Origin of the sequence: Skermanella pratensis (genome assembly GCF_008843145.1) — a bacterium.
In the GTDB taxonomy this organism is placed as follows: domain Bacteria; phylum Pseudomonadota; class Alphaproteobacteria; order Azospirillales; family Azospirillaceae; genus Skermanella; species Skermanella pratensis.
Genome location: NZ_CP030265.1, coordinates 5,694,809 through 5,710,873 on the forward strand (window position 1 = coordinate 5,694,809; position 16,065 = coordinate 5,710,873).

The 16,065-nt window shown below is 68.5% G+C and carries 18 protein-coding genes; 9 read left to right on the forward strand and 9 right to left on the reverse strand.

Annotated features, from left to right (window positions below):
* Nucleotides 1-48: 48 nt before the first annotated feature.
* From hslU to DPR14_RS26210, 3 genes are all read right to left on the reverse strand, one after another.
* The gene (hslU, locus tag DPR14_RS26200; RefSeq protein ID WP_158047765.1) at nt 49-1,362 is read right to left on the reverse strand and encodes an ATP-dependent protease ATPase subunit HslU; all 1,314 of its coding nucleotides are present in this window, start codon (nt 1,360-1,362) and stop codon (nt 49-51) included.
* An 83-nt stretch (nt 1,363-1,445) separates the two neighbouring features.
* Nucleotides 1,446-1,994, reverse strand: coding sequence for an ATP-dependent protease subunit HslV (gene hslV, locus DPR14_RS26205; RefSeq protein WP_158047766.1), 549 nt, complete (start codon nt 1,992-1,994; stop codon nt 1,446-1,448).
* Nucleotides 1,995-2,066: 72 nt separating this feature from the next.
* Nucleotides 2,067-3,425 (reverse strand): S1C family serine protease, encoded by a 1,359-nt coding sequence (locus DPR14_RS26210; protein ID WP_158047767.1) that lies wholly within the window; start codon nt 3,423-3,425, stop codon nt 2,067-2,069.
* Between the two features lie 241 nt (nt 3,426-3,666).
* Here DPR14_RS26210 and hisB point away from each other — a divergent pair, with 241 nt between their 5' ends.
* From hisB to DPR14_RS26245, 7 genes are read left to right on the forward strand one after another with little or no spacing between them, the layout of a single operon-like run.
* The gene (gene hisB, locus DPR14_RS26215) at nt 3,667-4,290 is read left to right on the forward strand and encodes an imidazoleglycerol-phosphate dehydratase HisB (protein WP_158047768.1); all 624 of its coding nucleotides are present in this window, start codon (nt 3,667-3,669) and stop codon (nt 4,288-4,290) included.
* Between the two features lie 39 nt (nt 4,291-4,329).
* Nucleotides 4,330-4,974 carry an imidazole glycerol phosphate synthase subunit HisH gene (gene hisH, locus DPR14_RS26220; protein WP_158047769.1) on the forward strand — a complete coding sequence of 215 codons (645 nt, stop codon included), beginning with the start codon at nt 4,330-4,332 and terminating at the stop codon, nt 4,972-4,974.
* A gap of 3 nt (nt 4,975-4,977) precedes the next feature.
* Entirely contained in the window at nt 4,978-5,553 is a 576-nt protein-coding gene (locus tag DPR14_RS26225; protein WP_158047770.1) for a GNAT family N-acetyltransferase, read from the forward strand.
* The gene (gene hisA, locus DPR14_RS26230) at nt 5,550-6,314 is read left to right on the forward strand and encodes a 1-(5-phosphoribosyl)-5-[(5-phosphoribosylamino)methylideneamino]imidazole-4-carboxamide isomerase (protein ID WP_158047771.1); all 765 of its coding nucleotides are present in this window, start codon (nt 5,550-5,552) and stop codon (nt 6,312-6,314) included. Before DPR14_RS26225 ends, hisA begins: the two co-directional genes overlap by 4 nt.
* On the forward strand, nt 6,315-7,100 hold the full coding sequence (hisF, locus tag DPR14_RS26235; protein ID WP_158047772.1) for an imidazole glycerol phosphate synthase subunit HisF: 786 nt from the start codon (nt 6,315-6,317) through the stop codon (nt 7,098-7,100).
* Nucleotides 7,097-7,447, forward strand: coding sequence for a phosphoribosyl-ATP diphosphatase (locus DPR14_RS26240; RefSeq protein WP_158047773.1), 351 nt, complete (start codon nt 7,097-7,099; stop codon nt 7,445-7,447). Before hisF ends, DPR14_RS26240 begins: the two co-directional genes overlap by 4 nt.
* A complete protein-coding gene (locus tag DPR14_RS26245) occupies nt 7,447-7,803 on the forward strand; it encodes a histidine triad nucleotide-binding protein (RefSeq protein WP_158048359.1) in 357 nt (118 codons plus the stop codon). The genes DPR14_RS26240 and DPR14_RS26245 overlap by 1 nt, the downstream gene beginning before the upstream one ends.
* A gap of 100 nt (nt 7,804-7,903) precedes the next feature.
* Here DPR14_RS26245 and DPR14_RS26250 read toward each other — a convergent pair whose 3' ends face one another.
* The 6 genes from DPR14_RS26250 to DPR14_RS26270 form a co-directional block, all read right to left on the reverse strand.
* The gene (locus DPR14_RS26250; RefSeq protein ID WP_158047774.1) at nt 7,904-8,692 is read right to left on the reverse strand and encodes an inositol monophosphatase family protein; all 789 of its coding nucleotides are present in this window, start codon (nt 8,690-8,692) and stop codon (nt 7,904-7,906) included.
* A gap of 40 nt (nt 8,693-8,732) precedes the next feature.
* Entirely contained in the window at nt 8,733-9,080 is a 348-nt protein-coding gene (locus DPR14_RS26255) for a hypothetical protein (RefSeq protein ID WP_192499174.1), read from the reverse strand.
* Nucleotides 9,077-9,445 carry a MarR family winged helix-turn-helix transcriptional regulator gene (locus DPR14_RS26260; protein WP_158047776.1) on the reverse strand — a complete coding sequence of 123 codons (369 nt, stop codon included), beginning with the start codon at nt 9,443-9,445 and terminating at the stop codon, nt 9,077-9,079. Before DPR14_RS26260 ends, DPR14_RS26255 begins: the two co-directional genes overlap by 4 nt.
* Nucleotides 9,423-9,650 (reverse strand): hypothetical protein, encoded by a 228-nt coding sequence (locus DPR14_RS26265; protein ID WP_158047777.1) that lies wholly within the window; start codon nt 9,648-9,650, stop codon nt 9,423-9,425. The genes DPR14_RS26260 and DPR14_RS26265 overlap by 23 nt, the downstream gene beginning before the upstream one ends.
* Before the next feature lie 212 nt (nt 9,651-9,862).
* A complete protein-coding gene (locus tag DPR14_RS27625; protein WP_192499175.1) occupies nt 9,863-10,018 on the reverse strand; it encodes a hypothetical protein in 156 nt (51 codons plus the stop codon).
* Nucleotides 10,019-10,167: 149 nt separating this feature from the next.
* Nucleotides 10,168-11,148, reverse strand: a complete 981-nt coding sequence (locus DPR14_RS26270; RefSeq protein ID WP_158047778.1) for a tripartite tricarboxylate transporter substrate binding protein — start codon at nt 11,146-11,148, stop codon at nt 10,168-10,170.
* A gap of 502 nt (nt 11,149-11,650) precedes the next feature.
* On the opposite strand from DPR14_RS26270, the gene DPR14_RS26275 reads away from it, so the two are divergent.
* Together DPR14_RS26275 and DPR14_RS26280 are read left to right on the forward strand one after the other, a co-directional pair.
* The gene (locus DPR14_RS26275) at nt 11,651-12,871 is read left to right on the forward strand and encodes an efflux RND transporter periplasmic adaptor subunit (protein WP_158047779.1); all 1,221 of its coding nucleotides are present in this window, start codon (nt 11,651-11,653) and stop codon (nt 12,869-12,871) included.
* Entirely contained in the window at nt 12,868-16,047 is a 3,180-nt protein-coding gene (locus DPR14_RS26280; protein ID WP_158047780.1) for an efflux RND transporter permease subunit, read from the forward strand. Before DPR14_RS26275 ends, DPR14_RS26280 begins: the two co-directional genes overlap by 4 nt.
* The last annotated feature ends 18 nt before the right edge of the window (nt 16,048-16,065 follow it).

Sequence of the window (16,065 nt, forward strand, 5' to 3'; positions counted from 1 at the left end):
GGCGAAGGCCGACCTACTCCGATCCGCACCGCAGGACGAGAGGATCCACTACAGGATGAACTTCGACAGGTCGGCGTTCTTCGCCAGGTTGGATACCTGGGTGCGGACATAGTCGGCGTCGATCGTGATGGTCTGACCGCCGCGGTCGCTGGCGTTGAAGCTGATCTCCTCCAGCAGCCGCTCCATCACGGTGTGCAGCCGGCGGGCGCCGATGTTCTCCACCGACGTGTTGATCTCCGCGGCGAGGCTCGCCAGCTCGTCGATCGAGTCGTCGGTGAATTCCAGGTCGACCTCTTCCGTCTTCAGAAGCGCCTTGTACTGCTTGATCAGGCTGGCCTCCGGCTCGGTCAGGATGCGGCGGAAGTCCTCCCGGGTCAGCGCCTTCAACTCGACCCGGATCGGCAGGCGGCCCTGCAGCTCGGGCAGCAGGTCGGACGGCTTGGACACGTGGAACGCGCCGGACGCGATGAACAGGATGTGGTCGGTCTTGACCGTGCCATGCTTGGTCGCGACCGAGGTGCCCTCGATCAGCGGTAGCAGGTCGCGCTGGACGCCTTCGCGGCTGACGTCGGCCCCGCCGCGGCCCTCGGTCCGGGCGGAGATCTTGTCGATCTCGTCCAGGAAGACGATGCCGTTCTGCTCGACCGACTGGATCGCCTCGCTGACGACCGTCTCCTGGTCCAGCAGCTTGTCGGACTCCTCGGCCATCAAGACTTCGTAGCTCTCGGCCACCGAGAGCCGGCGGGTCTTGGTCCGCCCGCCGAACGCCTTGCCGAAAATGTCGTTCAGGTTGAGCATGCCCATCTGCGCGCCGGGCATCCCGGGCACGTCGAAGGTCGGCATCCCCGGCACGCCGGTGTCGGCCACCTGGATCTCGATCTCGCGCTCGTTGAGCGTGCCCTCGCGCAGCATCTTGCGGAACTTCTGGCGCGTCTCCGGAGCCGCGTTGGTGCCGACCAGGGCATCCAGCACGCGGTCCTCGGCGCGCAGCTCGGCCTTGGAGGCCACTTCCTTCCGCAGCTTGTCCTTGGTCATGGTGATGGCGATCTCGACCAGGTCGCGGACGATCTGCTCGACGTCGCGGCCGACATAGCCCACCTCGGTGAACTTGGTGGCCTCCACCTTCAGGAACGGCGCCTGGGCCAGTTTCGCCAGCCGGCGCGCGATCTCCGTCTTGCCGACGCCGGTCGGGCCGATCATCAGGATGTTCTTGGGCAGCACCTCTTCACGCAGGCCTTCCGGCAGCTGGAGCCGGCGCCAGCGGTTGCGCAGCGCGATCGCGACCGCACGCTTGGCATCGTGCTGTCCGACGATGTAGCGGTCCAGTTCCGAGACGATCTCGCGGGGGCTGAAGGAGGTCATTGGCTTTTCTTCATCAGGAGCGCCGTCGGCGCCGTTCGCTAACAGGATATGCCTCTCGGGCTGTGATTCAAACTCCTCCGCCATCACATCTTTTCCACGATCACGTTATGGTTGGTATAGACGCAGATGTCGGCGGCGATCCGCATCGCCTTGCGGGCGATCGTCTCGGCATCCAGTCCCTCGACGTCGGCCAGCGCGCGGGCGGCGGCCAGCGCGAAGCTGCCGCCGGAGCCGATGCCGATCAGGCCGTCCTCGGGCTCCAGCACGTCGCCGTTGCCGGTCAGCACCAGGCTGACGTTGCGGTCGGCCACGGCCATCATCGCCTCCAGCCGGCGCAGGTAGCGGTCGGTCCGCCAGTCCTTGGCCATTTCGACGCAGGCGCGGGTAAGCTGGCCGGGATGCTGCTCCAGCTTGGATTCCAGCCGCTCGAACAGGGTGAAGGCGTCGGCCGTGGCGCCGGCGAAACCGGCCATCACGTCCCCGCCGGCCAGCCGGCGCACCTTGCGCGCGTTGGACTTCATCACGGTCTGGCCCATGGACACCTGGCCGTCACCGGCGATCACCACGTCGCCTCCCTTGCGGACGCACAGGATCGTGGTGCCGTGCCATTGGATCGGATCGTTGGAACTCATCGGGATCGGGGCCTATCGCAGAAAAATACCGTCAAATGTCCTACCGCCATGTGGGGCGAGCCGACAATCCCTTCAATCCCCGATCTCCGGCCCGCCCACCTGCAGCCTCAGCCGGTCGAGCGCGTCGCCGATCGGGATGAAGAAGTTCAGCCCGGCCGAGGCCTGGCTGCCCGGCACGGTGCGCATCGAGACGGTCAGGCCCGCCAGGTTGCCCTGGGCGTCGACCAGCGGACCGCCGCTGTTGCCGCCCTGGACGCTGGCATCGGCCTGGATCTCCTCCAGCCCGGTCAGGCGGTCGCGCCGCATCGCGCTGACGATGCCGCGGGTGACGGTGCCGCGCATCCGCTCCGCCAGCGGCGCGCCGACGACGTAGACATCCTCGCTGACGGTCAGCGGGCGGGTGCGGACGGGCAGGGCGGGCAGGCCGCGCCCCTCGATCCGGACCAGGGCCACGTCGCGCGGCTTGTGCCGGCGCTCGACCTTGCCCACCACCGCGGTGCCGTCGGCCAGCACGACCCGCACCCGTTCGGCCTCGCCGACCACGTGGTGGTTGGTCAGCAGCAGCCCGTCCCGGCTGACCAGCACGCCGGAACCATGGCCGCTCCCGCCCGAGACCAGCACCGTGGCGCCGGTCACCGCGTCCACATGGTCCTGGATCGGAGTCGTGAAGGGCGGCAGCGCCGCCAGCCTGACCGCCTGGAGGCGTGCCGCACCGTCCGGCACCACCCCGGCGGGACCGGCTCCGCCGATCCCGCCTCCGATCCCGCCGCCGGTCTCCAGGGCCGGCATCGTCGAACCGGCGTCCGGCGCCGCGAAGCCGGCCGCCGCGAAGCGGGGATCGGCCGCCAGGTTGGCGACGGCTCCCGCGAAGGCCTGCTCCATCGCCAGGGCCTTGCCGTCCTCGGTCGCGGCGCCGCCGGCATGATATCCCCAGGTCGAGGTCCGCAGCACCATGCGCCTTTCCAGGCGGGAATAGACGGTCCAGTCCACCTTGATCGAGGCCTCGACCTCCTCCCCGACGATGTCGGACTGGACCAGCCACAATCCCATCTTGCGGCAGACATTCATCTTGACATCGGTGATCTGGGCGGAGACCACCAGCTCGGCCCGTTCCTCGTCCTCGGCCACCTCGAACAGGCGGTTCGGGTTGCCCGCCACGTCATAGCCGGCGGTGCTCATCTCCTCATGGAACAGGTCGGCAACCTCCGCCCGGTCCATCATCGCGCGCCCGCTGGTCCAGGTGATCGGGTCGAACGGCCCGATGCATGTGAAGCCAATGACATAGCCGCCTATGACGTCGCCGCGCCGCAGCTTCGCCTGCAGCTCTCCGAAGCGGACCGGCACGCGGCGGCTCTCCGGCGGCGGGGTCGGTGGCTCCGCGATCTCCGCCCTGCGGACATTGACCCCGCAGCCGGAGAGGCAGGATGCCAACAACCCAATCCCCAGAGTTATCCACAAGCGACTCGACACCATGGACTTCTTTCGCCACGACCATGAGGGGTCCAACCATTAGCCTACACCCGTGTGCCGTGAGAACGGGTCAATCTGCCGCGCCGCGCCGCGAAACCTTCCCGACACCCCCGGACAGGGTTCCGGAAGGGCGTACGAAGTAGGCGTACCGGGGGTTCATCCCCCGCTGGCATCGCCCATCCATCCCTGCTAAAACCCCGCCATGGACGCACAGCCCGACAGATCAGCGCGCCAGGCCAGCCTGCGACGCGCCACCAACGAAACCCGGATCGAGGTTTCGCTGAACCTTGACGGGACCGGCCTGTACAAGATTTCCACAGGCGTCGGTTTCCTCGACCACATGCTCGAACAGCTCTCGCGCCACAGCCTGATCGACCTGACGGTCCAGGCGGAAGGCGACCTCCATATCGACTTCCACCACACGACCGAGGACAGCGGGATCGCCATCGGCACCGCCTTCGCCCAGGCGCTGGGCGACCGCAAGGGCATCGGCCGCTACGGCGAGGCCACCGTCCCGATGGACGAGACGCTGACCCGCGTGGCGCTCGACCTGTCAAACCGGCCCTACCTGATCTGGAAGGTCCATTTCACCCGCGACAAGCTGGGGGACATGGACACCGAGCTGTTCAAGGAGTGGTTCCAGGCCTTCGCCCAGGCCGCCGGCGTGACGCTCCATGTCGAGAACCTGTATGGCGAGAACAACCACCATATCGTGGAAAGCTGCTTCAAGGCGCTGGCCCGGGCATTGCGCGCCGCGGTCGAGATCGACCCGCGCAAGGCCGACGCCGTGCCGTCCACCAAGGGAACGCTCGGCGGCACGCTCTGACGGGGCGCCGGGCGCAAGGCTCAGGGAATTTTTGACCACATGACCGTAGCAATCGTCGATTACGGCTCCGGCAATCTCAGGTCCGCCGCCAAGGCGTTCGAGCGCGCGGCCCTGGAGGCCGGCGTCGACGCCGCCATTGCCGTCACCGACGATGCCGAGGCGGTGCGGCGGGCCGACCGCATCGTGCTGCCCGGCGTCGGCGCCTTCGCCGACTGCATGGCCGGCATCCGGTCGGTGCCGGGCCTGGTCGAGGCCATGGAGGAGGCGGTGCTGACCCGCGGCACGCCCTTCCTGGGCATCTGCGTCGGCATGCAGCTGATGGCGGAGCGCGGGGTCGAGCACGGGGTCTGGGAGGGGCTGGGCTGGATACCGGGCGAGGTCGTTTCCATCGATCCCGCCGACCCGTCGCTGAAGATCCCCCACATGGGCTGGAACGATCTGCATATGGAACGGCCGGACCACCCGGTGCTGGCCGGGCTGCATGACGGCGACCACGCCTATTTCGTCCATTCCTACCGCTTCGCCTGCGCCGACCGCGCGACCGAACTGGCGAGCGTCGACTACGGCGGTCCGGTCGCGGCGGTGATCGGGCGCGACAACCTGGTCGGGACCCAGTTCCACCCGGAGAAGAGCCAGGCCGCCGGGCTCCGGTTGATCGCCAACTTCCTGCGCTGGCGGCCCTGAGCCATGGACGAGATGGCCACCGCCGCGACCGTCGAGCGCGTCTCGAAGTTCCGCACCGCGGACCTCCACGACCTGTGCGACGCCGCCGACCTCGCGATCCGCGACGGCGGCGGCTTCGGCTGGGTCGATCCGCCGCCCCGCGACGTGATGGAGCGGTACTGGAAGGGCGTCCTGATCGTGCCGGAGCGGCACCTGTTCATCGCCCGCCTGGACGGCGTGGTGGCGGGATCGGCCCAGCTCGTGGCGCCGCCCCGCAACAACGAGGCGCAGGGCCATTCCGCCCAGCTGACCACCTCCTTCGTGGCGCCCTGGGCGCGCGGCCACGGTCTCGCCCGCATGCTGGTCCGAGCGGTCGAGATGGCGGCGCGCGAGGCCGGTTACCGGGTCCTGAACCTGGACGTGCGGGAGACCCAGCGGGCGGCGATCGCGCTGTACGAGACGCTGGGCTTCCGGCGCTGGGGCACCCACCCGCTCTATGCCAACGTCCGCGGCCAGAGCCTCGCCGGTCATTTCTTCTACAAGGACCTGACCTCCACCGACCTGCCGTCCCCCCAGCCCCTTACCGAAGCGCCGACATGATTCTGTATCCAGCGATCGACCTCAAGGATGGTGCCTGCGTCCGCCTCGTCAGGGGCGAAATGGATCAGGCGACCGTCTTCAACACCGACCCCGGAGCCCAGGCGAAGTCCTTCGCCGACCAGGGGTTCGAGTGGCTCCACCTGGTCGATCTCAACGGCGCCTTCGAGGGCCGTCCGGTCAACGCGGCTGCGGTCGAGGGCGTGCTGTCCTCGGTCTCCATGCCGGTCCAGCTCGGCGGCGGCATCCGCGACCTGAAGACGATCGAGGACTGGCTGGGCCGCGGCATAAGCCGGGTGATCCTTGGCACCGTTGCCGTCCGCGACCCCGAACTGGTGCGCGAGGCCTGCCGGCGCTTCCCGTCCCGCGTCGCGGTCGGCATCGACGCGCGCGACGGCTTCGTCGCGGTCGAAGGCTGGGCCAAGACCTCCACCGTCAAGGCGCTCGACCTGGCGCTCCGCTTCGAGGACGCCGGCGTCGCCGCGATCATCTACACCGACATCAACCGCGACGGCGCCATGGGCGGCGTCAATGTCGAGGCGACCGCCGATCTGGCCTTCGCGCTGACCACGCCGGTGATCGCCTCGGGCGGCGTCTCCAGCATGGCCGACCTGGAAGCGCTCAAGAAGGTCGAGCATACCGGCATCGAGGGCGTGATCTGCGGCCGGGCGCTCTATGACGGCCGGATCGATCCGGCCGAGGCGCTGGCCCTGCTGTCGTCCCCCGTGGAGCCCGGCCCCGACTATGCCGGGGAAGAGGCCTGAATGCTCAAGATGCGCCTGATCCCCTGCCTGGACGTCAAGGACGGCCGGGTGGTCAAGGGGGTGAACTTCGTGGACCTGATCGACGCCGGCGACCCGGTCGAGCAGGCCCGGCTATACGACCGGGAGGGGGCGGACGAGCTGACCTTCCTCGACATCACCGCCAGCGTCGAAGCCCGCGACACCCTGTACGACGTGGTCAGCCGCACGGCGGAGCAGGTCTTCATGCCGCTGACCGTCGGCGGCGGGGTGCGCGTGGTGGAGGACATCCGGAAGCTGCTGCTGGCCGGGGCCGACAAGGTCTCGATCAACACGGCCGCCGTCTCCCGGCCCGATTTCGTCCGCGAGGCGGCGGAGAAGTTCGGCTCCCAGTGCGTGGTGGTGGCGGTGGACGCCAAGTCGGTCGGCCCCGGCAAGTGGGAGGTCTTCACCCATGGCGGGCGGAACCGCACCGGCCTCGACGTGGTCGACTGGGCGCGCCGCATGGCGGAGTACGGGGCGGGCGAGATCCTGCTGACCTCCATGGACCGCGACGGCACCAAGTCCGGCTTCGACATCGAGCTGACCCGTGCGGTCGCCGACGCCGTACGCGTGCCCGTGATCGCCTCGGGCGGCGTCGGTACGCTCGACCACCTGGTGGCGGGCATCCGGGACGGCCACGCGACGGCGGTGCTGGCGGCCTCGATCTTCCATTTCGGCATCTTCTCCATCGGGGAGGCCAAGGCGCACATGGCGAAGGCCGGCATCGACATCCGCGACACCTCGAAGCCCGGGCAGGCCGCGGCATGAGCGGGCAGGGCGTCAGCGCCGCCGTGCTGGACCGGCTGTTCGAGACGGTGCTGTCCCGCCGGGGCCAGGACCCGGCGACCTCCTACACCGCCAAGCTCTATTCCCGCGGCACGCCCAAGATCGCCCAGAAGCTGGGCGAGGAGGCGGTCGAGGCGGTGATCGAGGCGATCCGCGGCGACAAGCAGAAGCTGGCCGAGGAATCCGCCGACCTGCTCTACCACCTGATGGTGCTCTGGGCCGACGCCGGTGTGAAGCCGGAGACCGTCTACGGAATCCTGGCGGACCGCGAAGGCATCAGCGGCATCGCCGAAAAGAAATCACGCAAGCAAGGCAGCGGGGGCAAATGATGGCCTACGATCCCAACAACGTGTTCGCCAGGATCCTGCGCGGCGAGATCCCGTCCAAGAAGGTCCACGAGGACGAGCACACCCTGGCCTTCCACGACATCAATCCCTTGACCCCGGCCCATATCCTGGTGATCCCCAAGGGGCCGTACGTCTCGTTCGACGACTTCTCCGAGAAGGCTTCGGACGCCGAGATCTCCGCCTTCGTCCGGGCGGTCGGCAAGGTGGCGCGCGACCACGGGCTCGCCGGCGACGGCTACCGCATCCTCGCCAACATCGGCGAGAACGCCAACCAGGAAGTGCCGCACCTGCACGTCCACATCTTCGGCGGCAAGCGGCTCGGCCGCATGCTGTCGTAGGTCGGCCTTCGCGAAGCGAACGCCGACGGCACACGCCGACGTTCCTGTATGTCGTCGGCGTTCGCCCTGCCGGGCGAAGGCCAACCTACGATGGACGGCGTCAGAAGACCGCGCGGATGGCGTCCAGGGCTTCCCGTGAAGCCGCCGCCAGCACGCGGCCGTCGAGACGCATCACGTCGTAGTCGGCGCCGTCCAGGAACGACGCGCCACCGCCGATCTCGCGGGCGACCAGCACGCCCGCGGCGTGGTCCCACGGCTTCGATCCCTGGGACAGCACGAAGTGCCGGCGGCCCAGCGCAAGGTCGATATAGTCCAGCGCCGAACAGCGGTGGTTGCGGATCTCCCCGACGATACCGGACGCGGCCAGGACCGGGTCCGGCTCCAGCCAGTCCCTGGCGTTCCAGTAGGCGGAGCCGACCGCCCGGGAGAGCGGCGTCGTCCGGTCGGCCTCAAGGCGCCGGCCATCCGACCAGGCACCGCCGCCCAGCGTGGCCGCGACCGTGACGTCGTTGATCGGGTCGTGCAGCCAGCCGCCCCGGATCTCGCCCCCGACGACATAGGCCAGGATCGTCCCGAACACCGGGACCCCTTCGGAGAAATTCAACGTCCCGTCGACCGGGTCGATCACCCAGACCGGCTTGTCCCCGAGCAGCGCGTCCAGGGCGGACGGGTCCCGGGAGACCAGCTCCTCGCCGATCACCAGGGTGTCGGGATAGGCGGCGCCGAGCAGGCCGGCCAGCATCTCCTCGGCTTCCGTGTCGGCGATCGTGACCGGATCGCCCGGCCCCTTCTCGACGACGTCGCCGGCGCCCAGGTTGCGGAACCGGGGCAGGATCTTCTCTTCCGCCGTCCGGCGGATCAGGCCGCTGACGCGGTCCAGGTCGATCATGATGGGAGCTTTCGGCTGGAAACGGGATCGGGCTTGGGGATCAGGGCTGCTCGACGATCACGGTGAACGGCTCCGGGCAGCGGGCGGCCGGCCGCATCGCCGCCGACGGCGCCAGGGCGGCGGCCTCGCCGGCGGAGCAGGCCAGCGTGAAGACCGTATCGCCGATCCCGGCCGGAATATTCCAGGCTCCGGGCGGCGGAAGCAACCGCTGTTCGACGCCGACCAGGGGCGCGCGGTCCGGGCGCGGGCGGTCGTCGTCGCGGGCCGCGGGCGCCGTGAAGCTTCGCAGCTCCGGCTTGGGTGCCGCATGGCCGCCGCCGGGGAGAGACGCGAGGACCAGGGCCGCCAAGGCGGCTGCGATGCGGACTGCGAGGATCATCACCGTCACGCGGACTTCGCGCGCCGCGTCTCGCGGTTCATCAGGTCGCGGAGCGTGGCGATCAGCGCGTGGCCCTTGGGCGTCAGCGAGATGATCTTGCGCCGACGCTCGCGCGGGTCCTCCTCCGCCTGGACGAGGTCGAGCCCCGGCTTGCCGAAGCTGTGCCATTTGCTGAGCGCCGCGACGTTGCGCGACGCCGAGGATTGGGCGATGCCGAGGCGTTCCGCCAGCTCCCGCATCGAGATGCCCTCGTTCTCCGCCAGGGTCAGGAACGACAGGGCATACTGGATCGGCAGGTCGGGATCGAGCTTGCGGAACTCCTCCAGCACCCGCATCAGCGAGGCGATCTCGTCATGTCGGACGGCTCCCGCCATTCAGGACTCCCCGCGATGTTCCGGCCGTTCCGGGCGACCACCGCGCCGGTGTGTAGATCGCGTGCCATCGGCCGAGCCAGAGCAGAAGCTCGCCGCGCTCGCGCCGGACCTCGATCCAGGCACCGGGCCAGGCACCGGGCCGCGTCCAGCGGGCATATTCCACATAGAGCTTAGGTCCGCGCTTCAACGTCAGGTAGATCGGCATCACCACACCCAGGAAATCTCATGGATCCTATGAGGTCTGCGTCGGTCGCGACGAACATGCCGGCCGGCTTGTTCATCGAGGCGGTAACCTGGCGGTAGAAGCCGCTTTGGCGGGTGCTTCGGTGAATGGCGAGCATGGATCGTCTCCTCGGGTATCGATGCGTCGGATGGACGCCGGCATCTATCGCCGAAGTCCGGGATAGATGCAAGCGCTTAAATCTTCCGATCTCGGATGCGTTCGAGCGTCAGAACGGGATCGTCGGCCAGCAAGCCGATGTCCTTCTTCACATGTTCGGGCAGGTGATGAAGCGTCGCCGCCGTCCCCGCCTCGCGCCACAAGCGCAGCAGCGCGCGCAGAATGCCAAGCATGGCCGTATCCTCCGGTAAATCAGTGCAGAGGCGTAATACATCCGTTATCGGATGTATCTTGTCAACGGTCATGACGCTTTGGCACCGCGGGGCCACCGGCGGGAAGCGGCTTCCCGCCGGCACGGCCGATCAGGCCTGCCCGGCCAATGCTATTTCACGAGGCCCAGGTCGGTCAGGGTGCCCTCGATCTGGGTGCGTTCGGTCTTCAGGAACTCGGCGAACTTGTCCGAGGGCAGGTACAGGTCGATCCAGCCGCGCTGCTTGGCCAGATCCTTCCATTCGGCGCTGGACGTCACCTTGGTCATCAGCGCGTCATGCTCCTTCAGCTCCGCGGCTTTCAGGTTGCCGGAAGCGAAGATGCCGCGCCAGTTGACGAATTCCAGGTCGATGCCCTGTTCCTTCAAGGTCGGCGTGTCGATGCCGGGCAGCCGTTCGGGCGACGAGACCGCCAGCGCCCGCAGCTTGCCCGCCTGGATCTGCGGCGCGAACTCGTTGTAGCCGCTGACCGCCGTGGTGATATGCCCGCCCAGCACGGCGGCCAGGACCTCGCCGCCGCCGGCCGTCGCGACATAGTTCACCTTGGACGGTTCGACGCCGCTCTCCTTGGCGATCAGTCCCGCCAGGATCTGGTCGCTGCCGCCGGCGGACCCGCCGCCCCACGAAACCGATCCGGGCTCGGCCTTCAGCTTGTCGAGCAGGTCCTTCAGAGAGTTGAGGGGGCTGTCGGCCGGAACCACCACCGCGGAATACTCGCCGGTCAGGCGGGCCAGCGGGGTCACCTGGTCGAGCGTCACCGCCGACTTGTTGGTGATGATCGCCCCCAGCATGATCTGGCCGCCGACCAGCAGCGTCGGCGTCCGCTTCCTGCCGGTAACGAACTGCGCGAGGCCGATGGTGCCGCCGGCGCCGGGGACGTTCACGACCTGGACGTTGGGGACCAGGTTCTGGTTTTGAAGCACCTGCTGGATCGAGCGGGCGTGCTGGTCCCATCCCCCGCCCGGGGCGGCGGGGGCGATGATCTCCAGGCTCTTGATCTCGGCCCGGGCCGGGGCGGCCGCGAGGGTCGCGCCGACCATCAGGGCCGCGGCGGCCAGGGCGGGCTTGAACAGGGCGAATTGCCGGTATGACATCGGAAAGGCTCCTCCCATTTTCGTCTATTCTTGGGCGATTCCGCGCGTCTGGGCGTGGATGCCGGATGGGTGGCATATTAGCAGAGAAGATGCCTGAAAAACCCCACCGGAACAGGCTTCGCCGAAAGTCATAGGGACCGGCCTGCCCGTCGTACCTCGGGTAGTCTGCCTTGACACATATCCGTCTTGCAATATGAGTGAAATGAACACTCGATCGGCAAGGTCTCCCGACAGGCTGTAGTAAATAACCGTACCAAGCATGTGGGGATTCGGAAAGTACTCCGAGCTTCATCATGTGATACCGCGCACAGCAGAATAGTTCACAGTCGCGTTTATTCGGCTTCCACCCCGCCCGGCGGTCTCGGCCGTTCCCGTACCGCCGGATCACCGGGATCTCTGATTCCTGAAAGCACTGCTTACTGCAACGCACTTGAAGGTTGTGCGGGCCGCAACCGGTATTCCCGAAGAACAAGGGGCCGGCCCGCACAGGAGGGAGCAGACTATGACTGGAGACTCTACCCAACGTCCCGGTTCCCGCGCCGTCTGGTTCGCCGGGGCGGTCCTCGCCCTGGCGCTCGCGGGCGGCGCCTATACCTATGTCGGCGTTTCCCATTCCGCCCAGGCCCAGACGGCCGCGACGCCTCCGCCGCCGGTCACGGTCGCCAAGCCGCTGCGCCGCGAGCTGATCGAGTGGGACGAGTTCACCGGCCAGTTCTCGGCCGTCGATTTCGTCGAGATCCGCGCCCGTGTCAGCGGCTATCTCGAATCGGTGCATTTCCAGGACGGCCAGCTCGTCCGGAAGGGCGACCTGCTCTTCGTGATCGATCCCCGGCCGTTCGAGGCCGCCGTGGCTTCGGCCAAGGCCCAGCTCGCCCAGGCCAACGCCCGGCTCGATCTCGCCAACCAGCAGCTCGCCCGCGCCGCGTCGCTCCGCCAGCGCGACGTGCTGTCGGGCAGCGTCTATGACGAGCGCATCCAGGAAGCCCGGGTCGCCACCGCCGGCATCGAGGTGGCCAAGGCCGCCCTCCGTACCGCCGAGCTGGACCTGGAATTCACCCGCATCACGGCACCCTCCGCCGGACGGATCAGCAAGCGGGAGGTCAGCGTCGGCAACCTGATCGCCGGCGGCTCCGGCGGGGCTCCGACCCTGCTGACCACCATCGTCTCGCTCGACCCGATCTATTTCGACTTCGACATGAGCGAGAGCGACTTCCTGGCCTACCAGCGCGCCACCGCCCGCGGGCTGCTGGCCCAGCAGCGCGACGGCGGCGTCCAGGTCCAGGCCCGCCTGTTCGACGAGCGCGACTGGCCGCTGAACGGCCGCATCGACTTCATCGACAACCAGGTTGACCGCGGCGCCGGCACGATCAGGGCGCGCGCCGTGTTCGACAACCCCGACCTGATGCTGACCCCCGGCCAGTTCGGCCGGCTGCGCCTGCCCGGCTCGGAGCTGTATACCGCGACCCTGCTGCCCGACAGCGCCATCGTCAGCGACCAGTCCAACAAGATCGTGCTGACCGTGGCGGAGGACGGCACCGTGGTGCCCAAGCCGGTCCGGCCCGGCCCGATCGAGGACGGCCTGCGGATCATCCGCTCCGGCCTGGACCCCGAGGACCGCGTGATCATCAGCGGCATCGTGCGCGCCCGGCCCGGCTCCAAGGTGACGCCGCAGCCCGGCGAGATCCAGGCGGCCGAGGTCCAGGCACCGGAGGCCAAGCCTTGAAGCTTTCGCACCTGTTCATCGAGCGGCCGATCTTCGCGACGGTCCTCTCGATCCTGATCACCCTGATCGGCGGCTTCGCCTATTTCACCCTGCCGGTCGCCCAGTACCCGGAGATCGCGCCGCCGACCATCGTGGTCAACGCCACGTATCCCGGAGCCTCCGCCGAGGTGGTCGCCGACACGGTCGCCGCCCCCCTGGAGCAGGAGATCAACGGCGTCGAGAACATGCTCTACATGTCCTCGCAATCGACCGGCGACGGGCGGCTGGTCGTGACCATCAGCTTCGCGCTGGGCACCGACCTCGACACCGCCCAGGTGCTGGTCCAGAACCGCGTCGCGGTCGCCGAGCCGCGCCTGCCGGAGGAGGTCCGGCGGCTGGGCGTGACGGTCAAGAAGAACTCGCCCGACATGCTGATGGTGATCCATCTCAGCTCGCCCGACGAGTCCCGCGACCAGCTCTACATCTCCAACTACGCCACGCTCCAGGTCAAGGACGTGCTGGCCCGGCTCGACGGGGTCGGCGACGTCCAGGTGTTCGGCGCCCGCGACTACGCCATGCGGATCTGGCTCGACCCCGACCGCATCGCCAGCCGCAACCTGACCCCCGGCGAGGTGGTGGCGGCGCTGCGCTCGCAGAACGTCCAGGTGGCGTCCGGCGTGCTCAACCAGCCGCCGGTGCCGACGCCCGGCGCCTTCCAGCTCAATATCGAGACGCTGGGCCGGCTGATCGACCCGCGCCAGTTCGCCAACATCGTGGTGCGCACCGACCCGGACGGCAGGGTCACCCGCGTCCGCGACATCGGGCGGGTCGAGCTGGCGGCCCAGGACTACGGCACCAACGGCTATCTGGACGAGCGGGTGGCGGTTCCGCTGCTGATCTTCCAGCGGCCCGGCTCCAACGCGCTGGAGACCGCGGAACGTCTCAAGGCGACCATGGCCGAGCTGGCCCTGTCGTTCCCCGAAGGCCTCCAGTACGACATCGTCTACAACCCGACCGAGTTCATCGCCGAGTCGGTCAACGAGGTGATCAAGACCATCTTCGAGGCGGTCGTCCTGGTCGTCATCGTCGTGATCCTGTTCCTCCAGACCTGGCGCGCCTCGATCATCCCGATCCTGGCAATCCCGGTGTCGCTGGTCGGTACCTTCACCGTGCTGGCGATGCTGGGCTACTCGCTCAACACCCTGTCGCTGTTCGGCCTGGTGCTGGCGATCGGCATCGTGGTCGACGACGCCATCGTCGTGGTGGAGAACGTCGAGCGCAACCTTCGGCAGGGGCTTTCCCCGCGCGAGGCGGCGCACCGGACCATGGACGAGGTCGGTGGCGCCCTGATCGCCATCGCCCTGGTGCTGACGGCGGTGTTCATCCCGGCGGCCTTCGTCTCCGGCATCTCCGGCCAGTTCTTCCGCCAGTTCGCCGTCACGATCGCGGCGGCGACCGCGATCTCCTGCTTCGTGTCGCTGACCCTCAGCCCGGCGCTCTGCGCCCTGCTGTTCAAGCCTCACGACCACGAGGAGCACAAGCGGGCCTCGCCGCTGATGCGGCCGGTCAACGCCTTCTTCCGGGGGTTCAACCGGCTGTTCGACGGGCTTGCCGGCGGCTACGGCGGCATGACCCGGCGGCTGGTCCGGCTGCCGCTGCTGGTGCTGCCGGTCTACGGCCTGCTGATCGCCGCCACCTGGTGGCAGTTCGACCGGGCGCCGACCGGCTTCATCCCCAACCAGGACCAGGGCTACCTGATAACGGTGATCCAGCTGCCGCCGGGGGCCTCGCTCGCCCGCACCGACGCCGTGGTGCGCGAGGCCACGAAGATCATCCTGGAGACCGAGGGCGTCGCCCATGCCGTGCCGTTCGCCGGGTTCGACGGCGCCACCTTCACCAACGCGTCCAACGCGGGCGCCATCTTCGCCTCCATGGAGCCGTTCGAGGAGCGGCTGCCCAAGGGCCTGACCGCCGACCGGCTCCAGCAGGACCTGTCCGGCCGGCTCGCCGGCATCCAGGACGCCTTCATCATCACGATCCCGCCGCCGCCGGTGCGCGGCATCGGCAACTCCGGCGGCTTCAAGATGATGATCCAGGACAAGCGGGGCCGGGGCCTCGACTCGCTGGAGGAGGCGACCCAGGAGATAGTGGGGGCGGCCAACGGCACGCCGGGGCTGGCCGGGGTCTTCTCCCTGTTCAACACCTCGACGCCCAAGGTCTTCGCCGACATCGACCGGCTGCGCGCCCAGATGCTCGGCGTCTCGGCCGACCGCGTTTTCGAGACGCTGGAGGTCTATCTGGGGTCCACCTTCGTCAACGAGTTCAACTTCCTGGGGCGCACATACCGGGTGACCGCCCAGGCCGACGGCTCGTTCCGCGACGATCCCCGCGACATCGCCAACCTGAAGACCCGCAACGAGCGGGGCGAGATGGTCCCGATCGGCTCGGTCGCCGAACTGCGCGACACCACCGGCCCGTACCGGGTGACCCGCTACAACCTCTATCCCTCCACCGAGGTCCAGGGCGCCACCCTGCCGGGCTATTCCACGGGCTTCGGCCTGGACGCCATGGAGCGGATCGCGACGGAGCGGCTGCCCGACGGCTTCGGCTACGAATGGACCGAGCTGGCCTACCAGGAAAGGGGGGCGGGAGACAGCGGGCTGCTGATCTTCGGCATGTCGGTGGTCTTCGTCTTCCTGCTGCTGGCCGCCCAGTACGAGAGCTGGACGCTGCCCTTCTCGGTCATCCTGATCGTGCCGATGTGCCTGCTGGCCGCGGTCACCGGATTGCTGATCCGGGGATTGTCGGTGGACATCCTGGCCCAGGTCGGGTTCGTCGTCCTGGTGGGATTGGCGGCCAAGAACGCGATCCTGATCGTCGAGTTCGCCAAGCAGGCGGAGGACCAGGGCATGAACCGGTTCGACGCGGCGGTGGAGGCGGCGCGCACCCGCCTGCGGCCGATCCTGATGACCTCCTTCGCGTTCATCCTGGGCGTCGTGCCCCTGATGATCGCCCAGGGCGCAGGCGCGGAGATGCGGCAGTCGCTCGGCACGGCGGTGTTCTACGGCATGCTCGGCGTCACCTTCTTCGGGCTGATCTTCACGCCCGTGTTCTACACGGTGATGCGGAGCTTCGCCCGCAAGCGCCGGGAAGCGGCGCCGGCCCAGGGATCGGCACCGCCGGCCCCGGCGGAGTAGCGTCGGGAACGGGGCGAA

Bases quoted from the DNA above. Each gene is read 5' to 3' on its own strand.
- hisA (WP_158047771.1), top strand. From the start codon at position 5,550: ATGATTCTGTATCCAGCGATCGACCTCAAGGATGGTGCCTGCGTCCGC.
- DPR14_RS26265 (WP_158047777.1), bottom strand. From the start codon at position 9,650: ATGCCGATCTACCTGACGTTGAAGCGCGGACCTAAGCTCTATGTGGAA.
- DPR14_RS26260 (WP_158047776.1), bottom strand. From the start codon at position 9,445: ATGGCGGGAGCCGTCCGACATGACGAGATCGCCTCGCTGATGCGGGTG.
- hisH (WP_158047769.1), top strand. From the start codon at position 4,330: ATGACCGTAGCAATCGTCGATTACGGCTCCGGCAATCTCAGGTCCGCC.
- DPR14_RS26250 (WP_158047774.1), bottom strand. From the start codon at position 8,692: ATGATCGACCTGGACCGCGTCAGCGGCCTGATCCGCCGGACGGCGGAA.
- hisB (WP_158047768.1), top strand. From the start codon at position 3,667: ATGGACGCACAGCCCGACAGATCAGCGCGCCAGGCCAGCCTGCGACGC.
- hslU (WP_158047765.1), bottom strand. From the start codon at position 1,362: ATGACCTCCTTCAGCCCCCGCGAGATCGTCTCGGAACTGGACCGCTAC.
- hslV (WP_158047766.1), bottom strand. From the start codon at position 1,994: ATGAGTTCCAACGATCCGATCCAATGGCACGGCACCACGATCCTGTGC.
- DPR14_RS26225 (WP_158047770.1), top strand. From the start codon at position 4,978: ATGGACGAGATGGCCACCGCCGCGACCGTCGAGCGCGTCTCGAAGTTC.
- DPR14_RS26240 (WP_158047773.1), top strand. From the start codon at position 7,097: ATGAGCGGGCAGGGCGTCAGCGCCGCCGTGCTGGACCGGCTGTTCGAG.
- DPR14_RS26275 (WP_158047779.1), top strand. From the start codon at position 11,651: ATGACTGGAGACTCTACCCAACGTCCCGGTTCCCGCGCCGTCTGGTTC.
- DPR14_RS26245 (WP_158048359.1), top strand. From the start codon at position 7,447: ATGGCCTACGATCCCAACAACGTGTTCGCCAGGATCCTGCGCGGCGAG.
- hisF (WP_158047772.1), top strand. From the start codon at position 6,315: ATGCTCAAGATGCGCCTGATCCCCTGCCTGGACGTCAAGGACGGCCGG.
- DPR14_RS26270 (WP_158047778.1), bottom strand. From the start codon at position 11,148: ATGTCATACCGGCAATTCGCCCTGTTCAAGCCCGCCCTGGCCGCCGCG.
- DPR14_RS27625 (WP_192499175.1), bottom strand. From the start codon at position 10,018: ATGCTTGGCATTCTGCGCGCGCTGCTGCGCTTGTGGCGCGAGGCGGGG.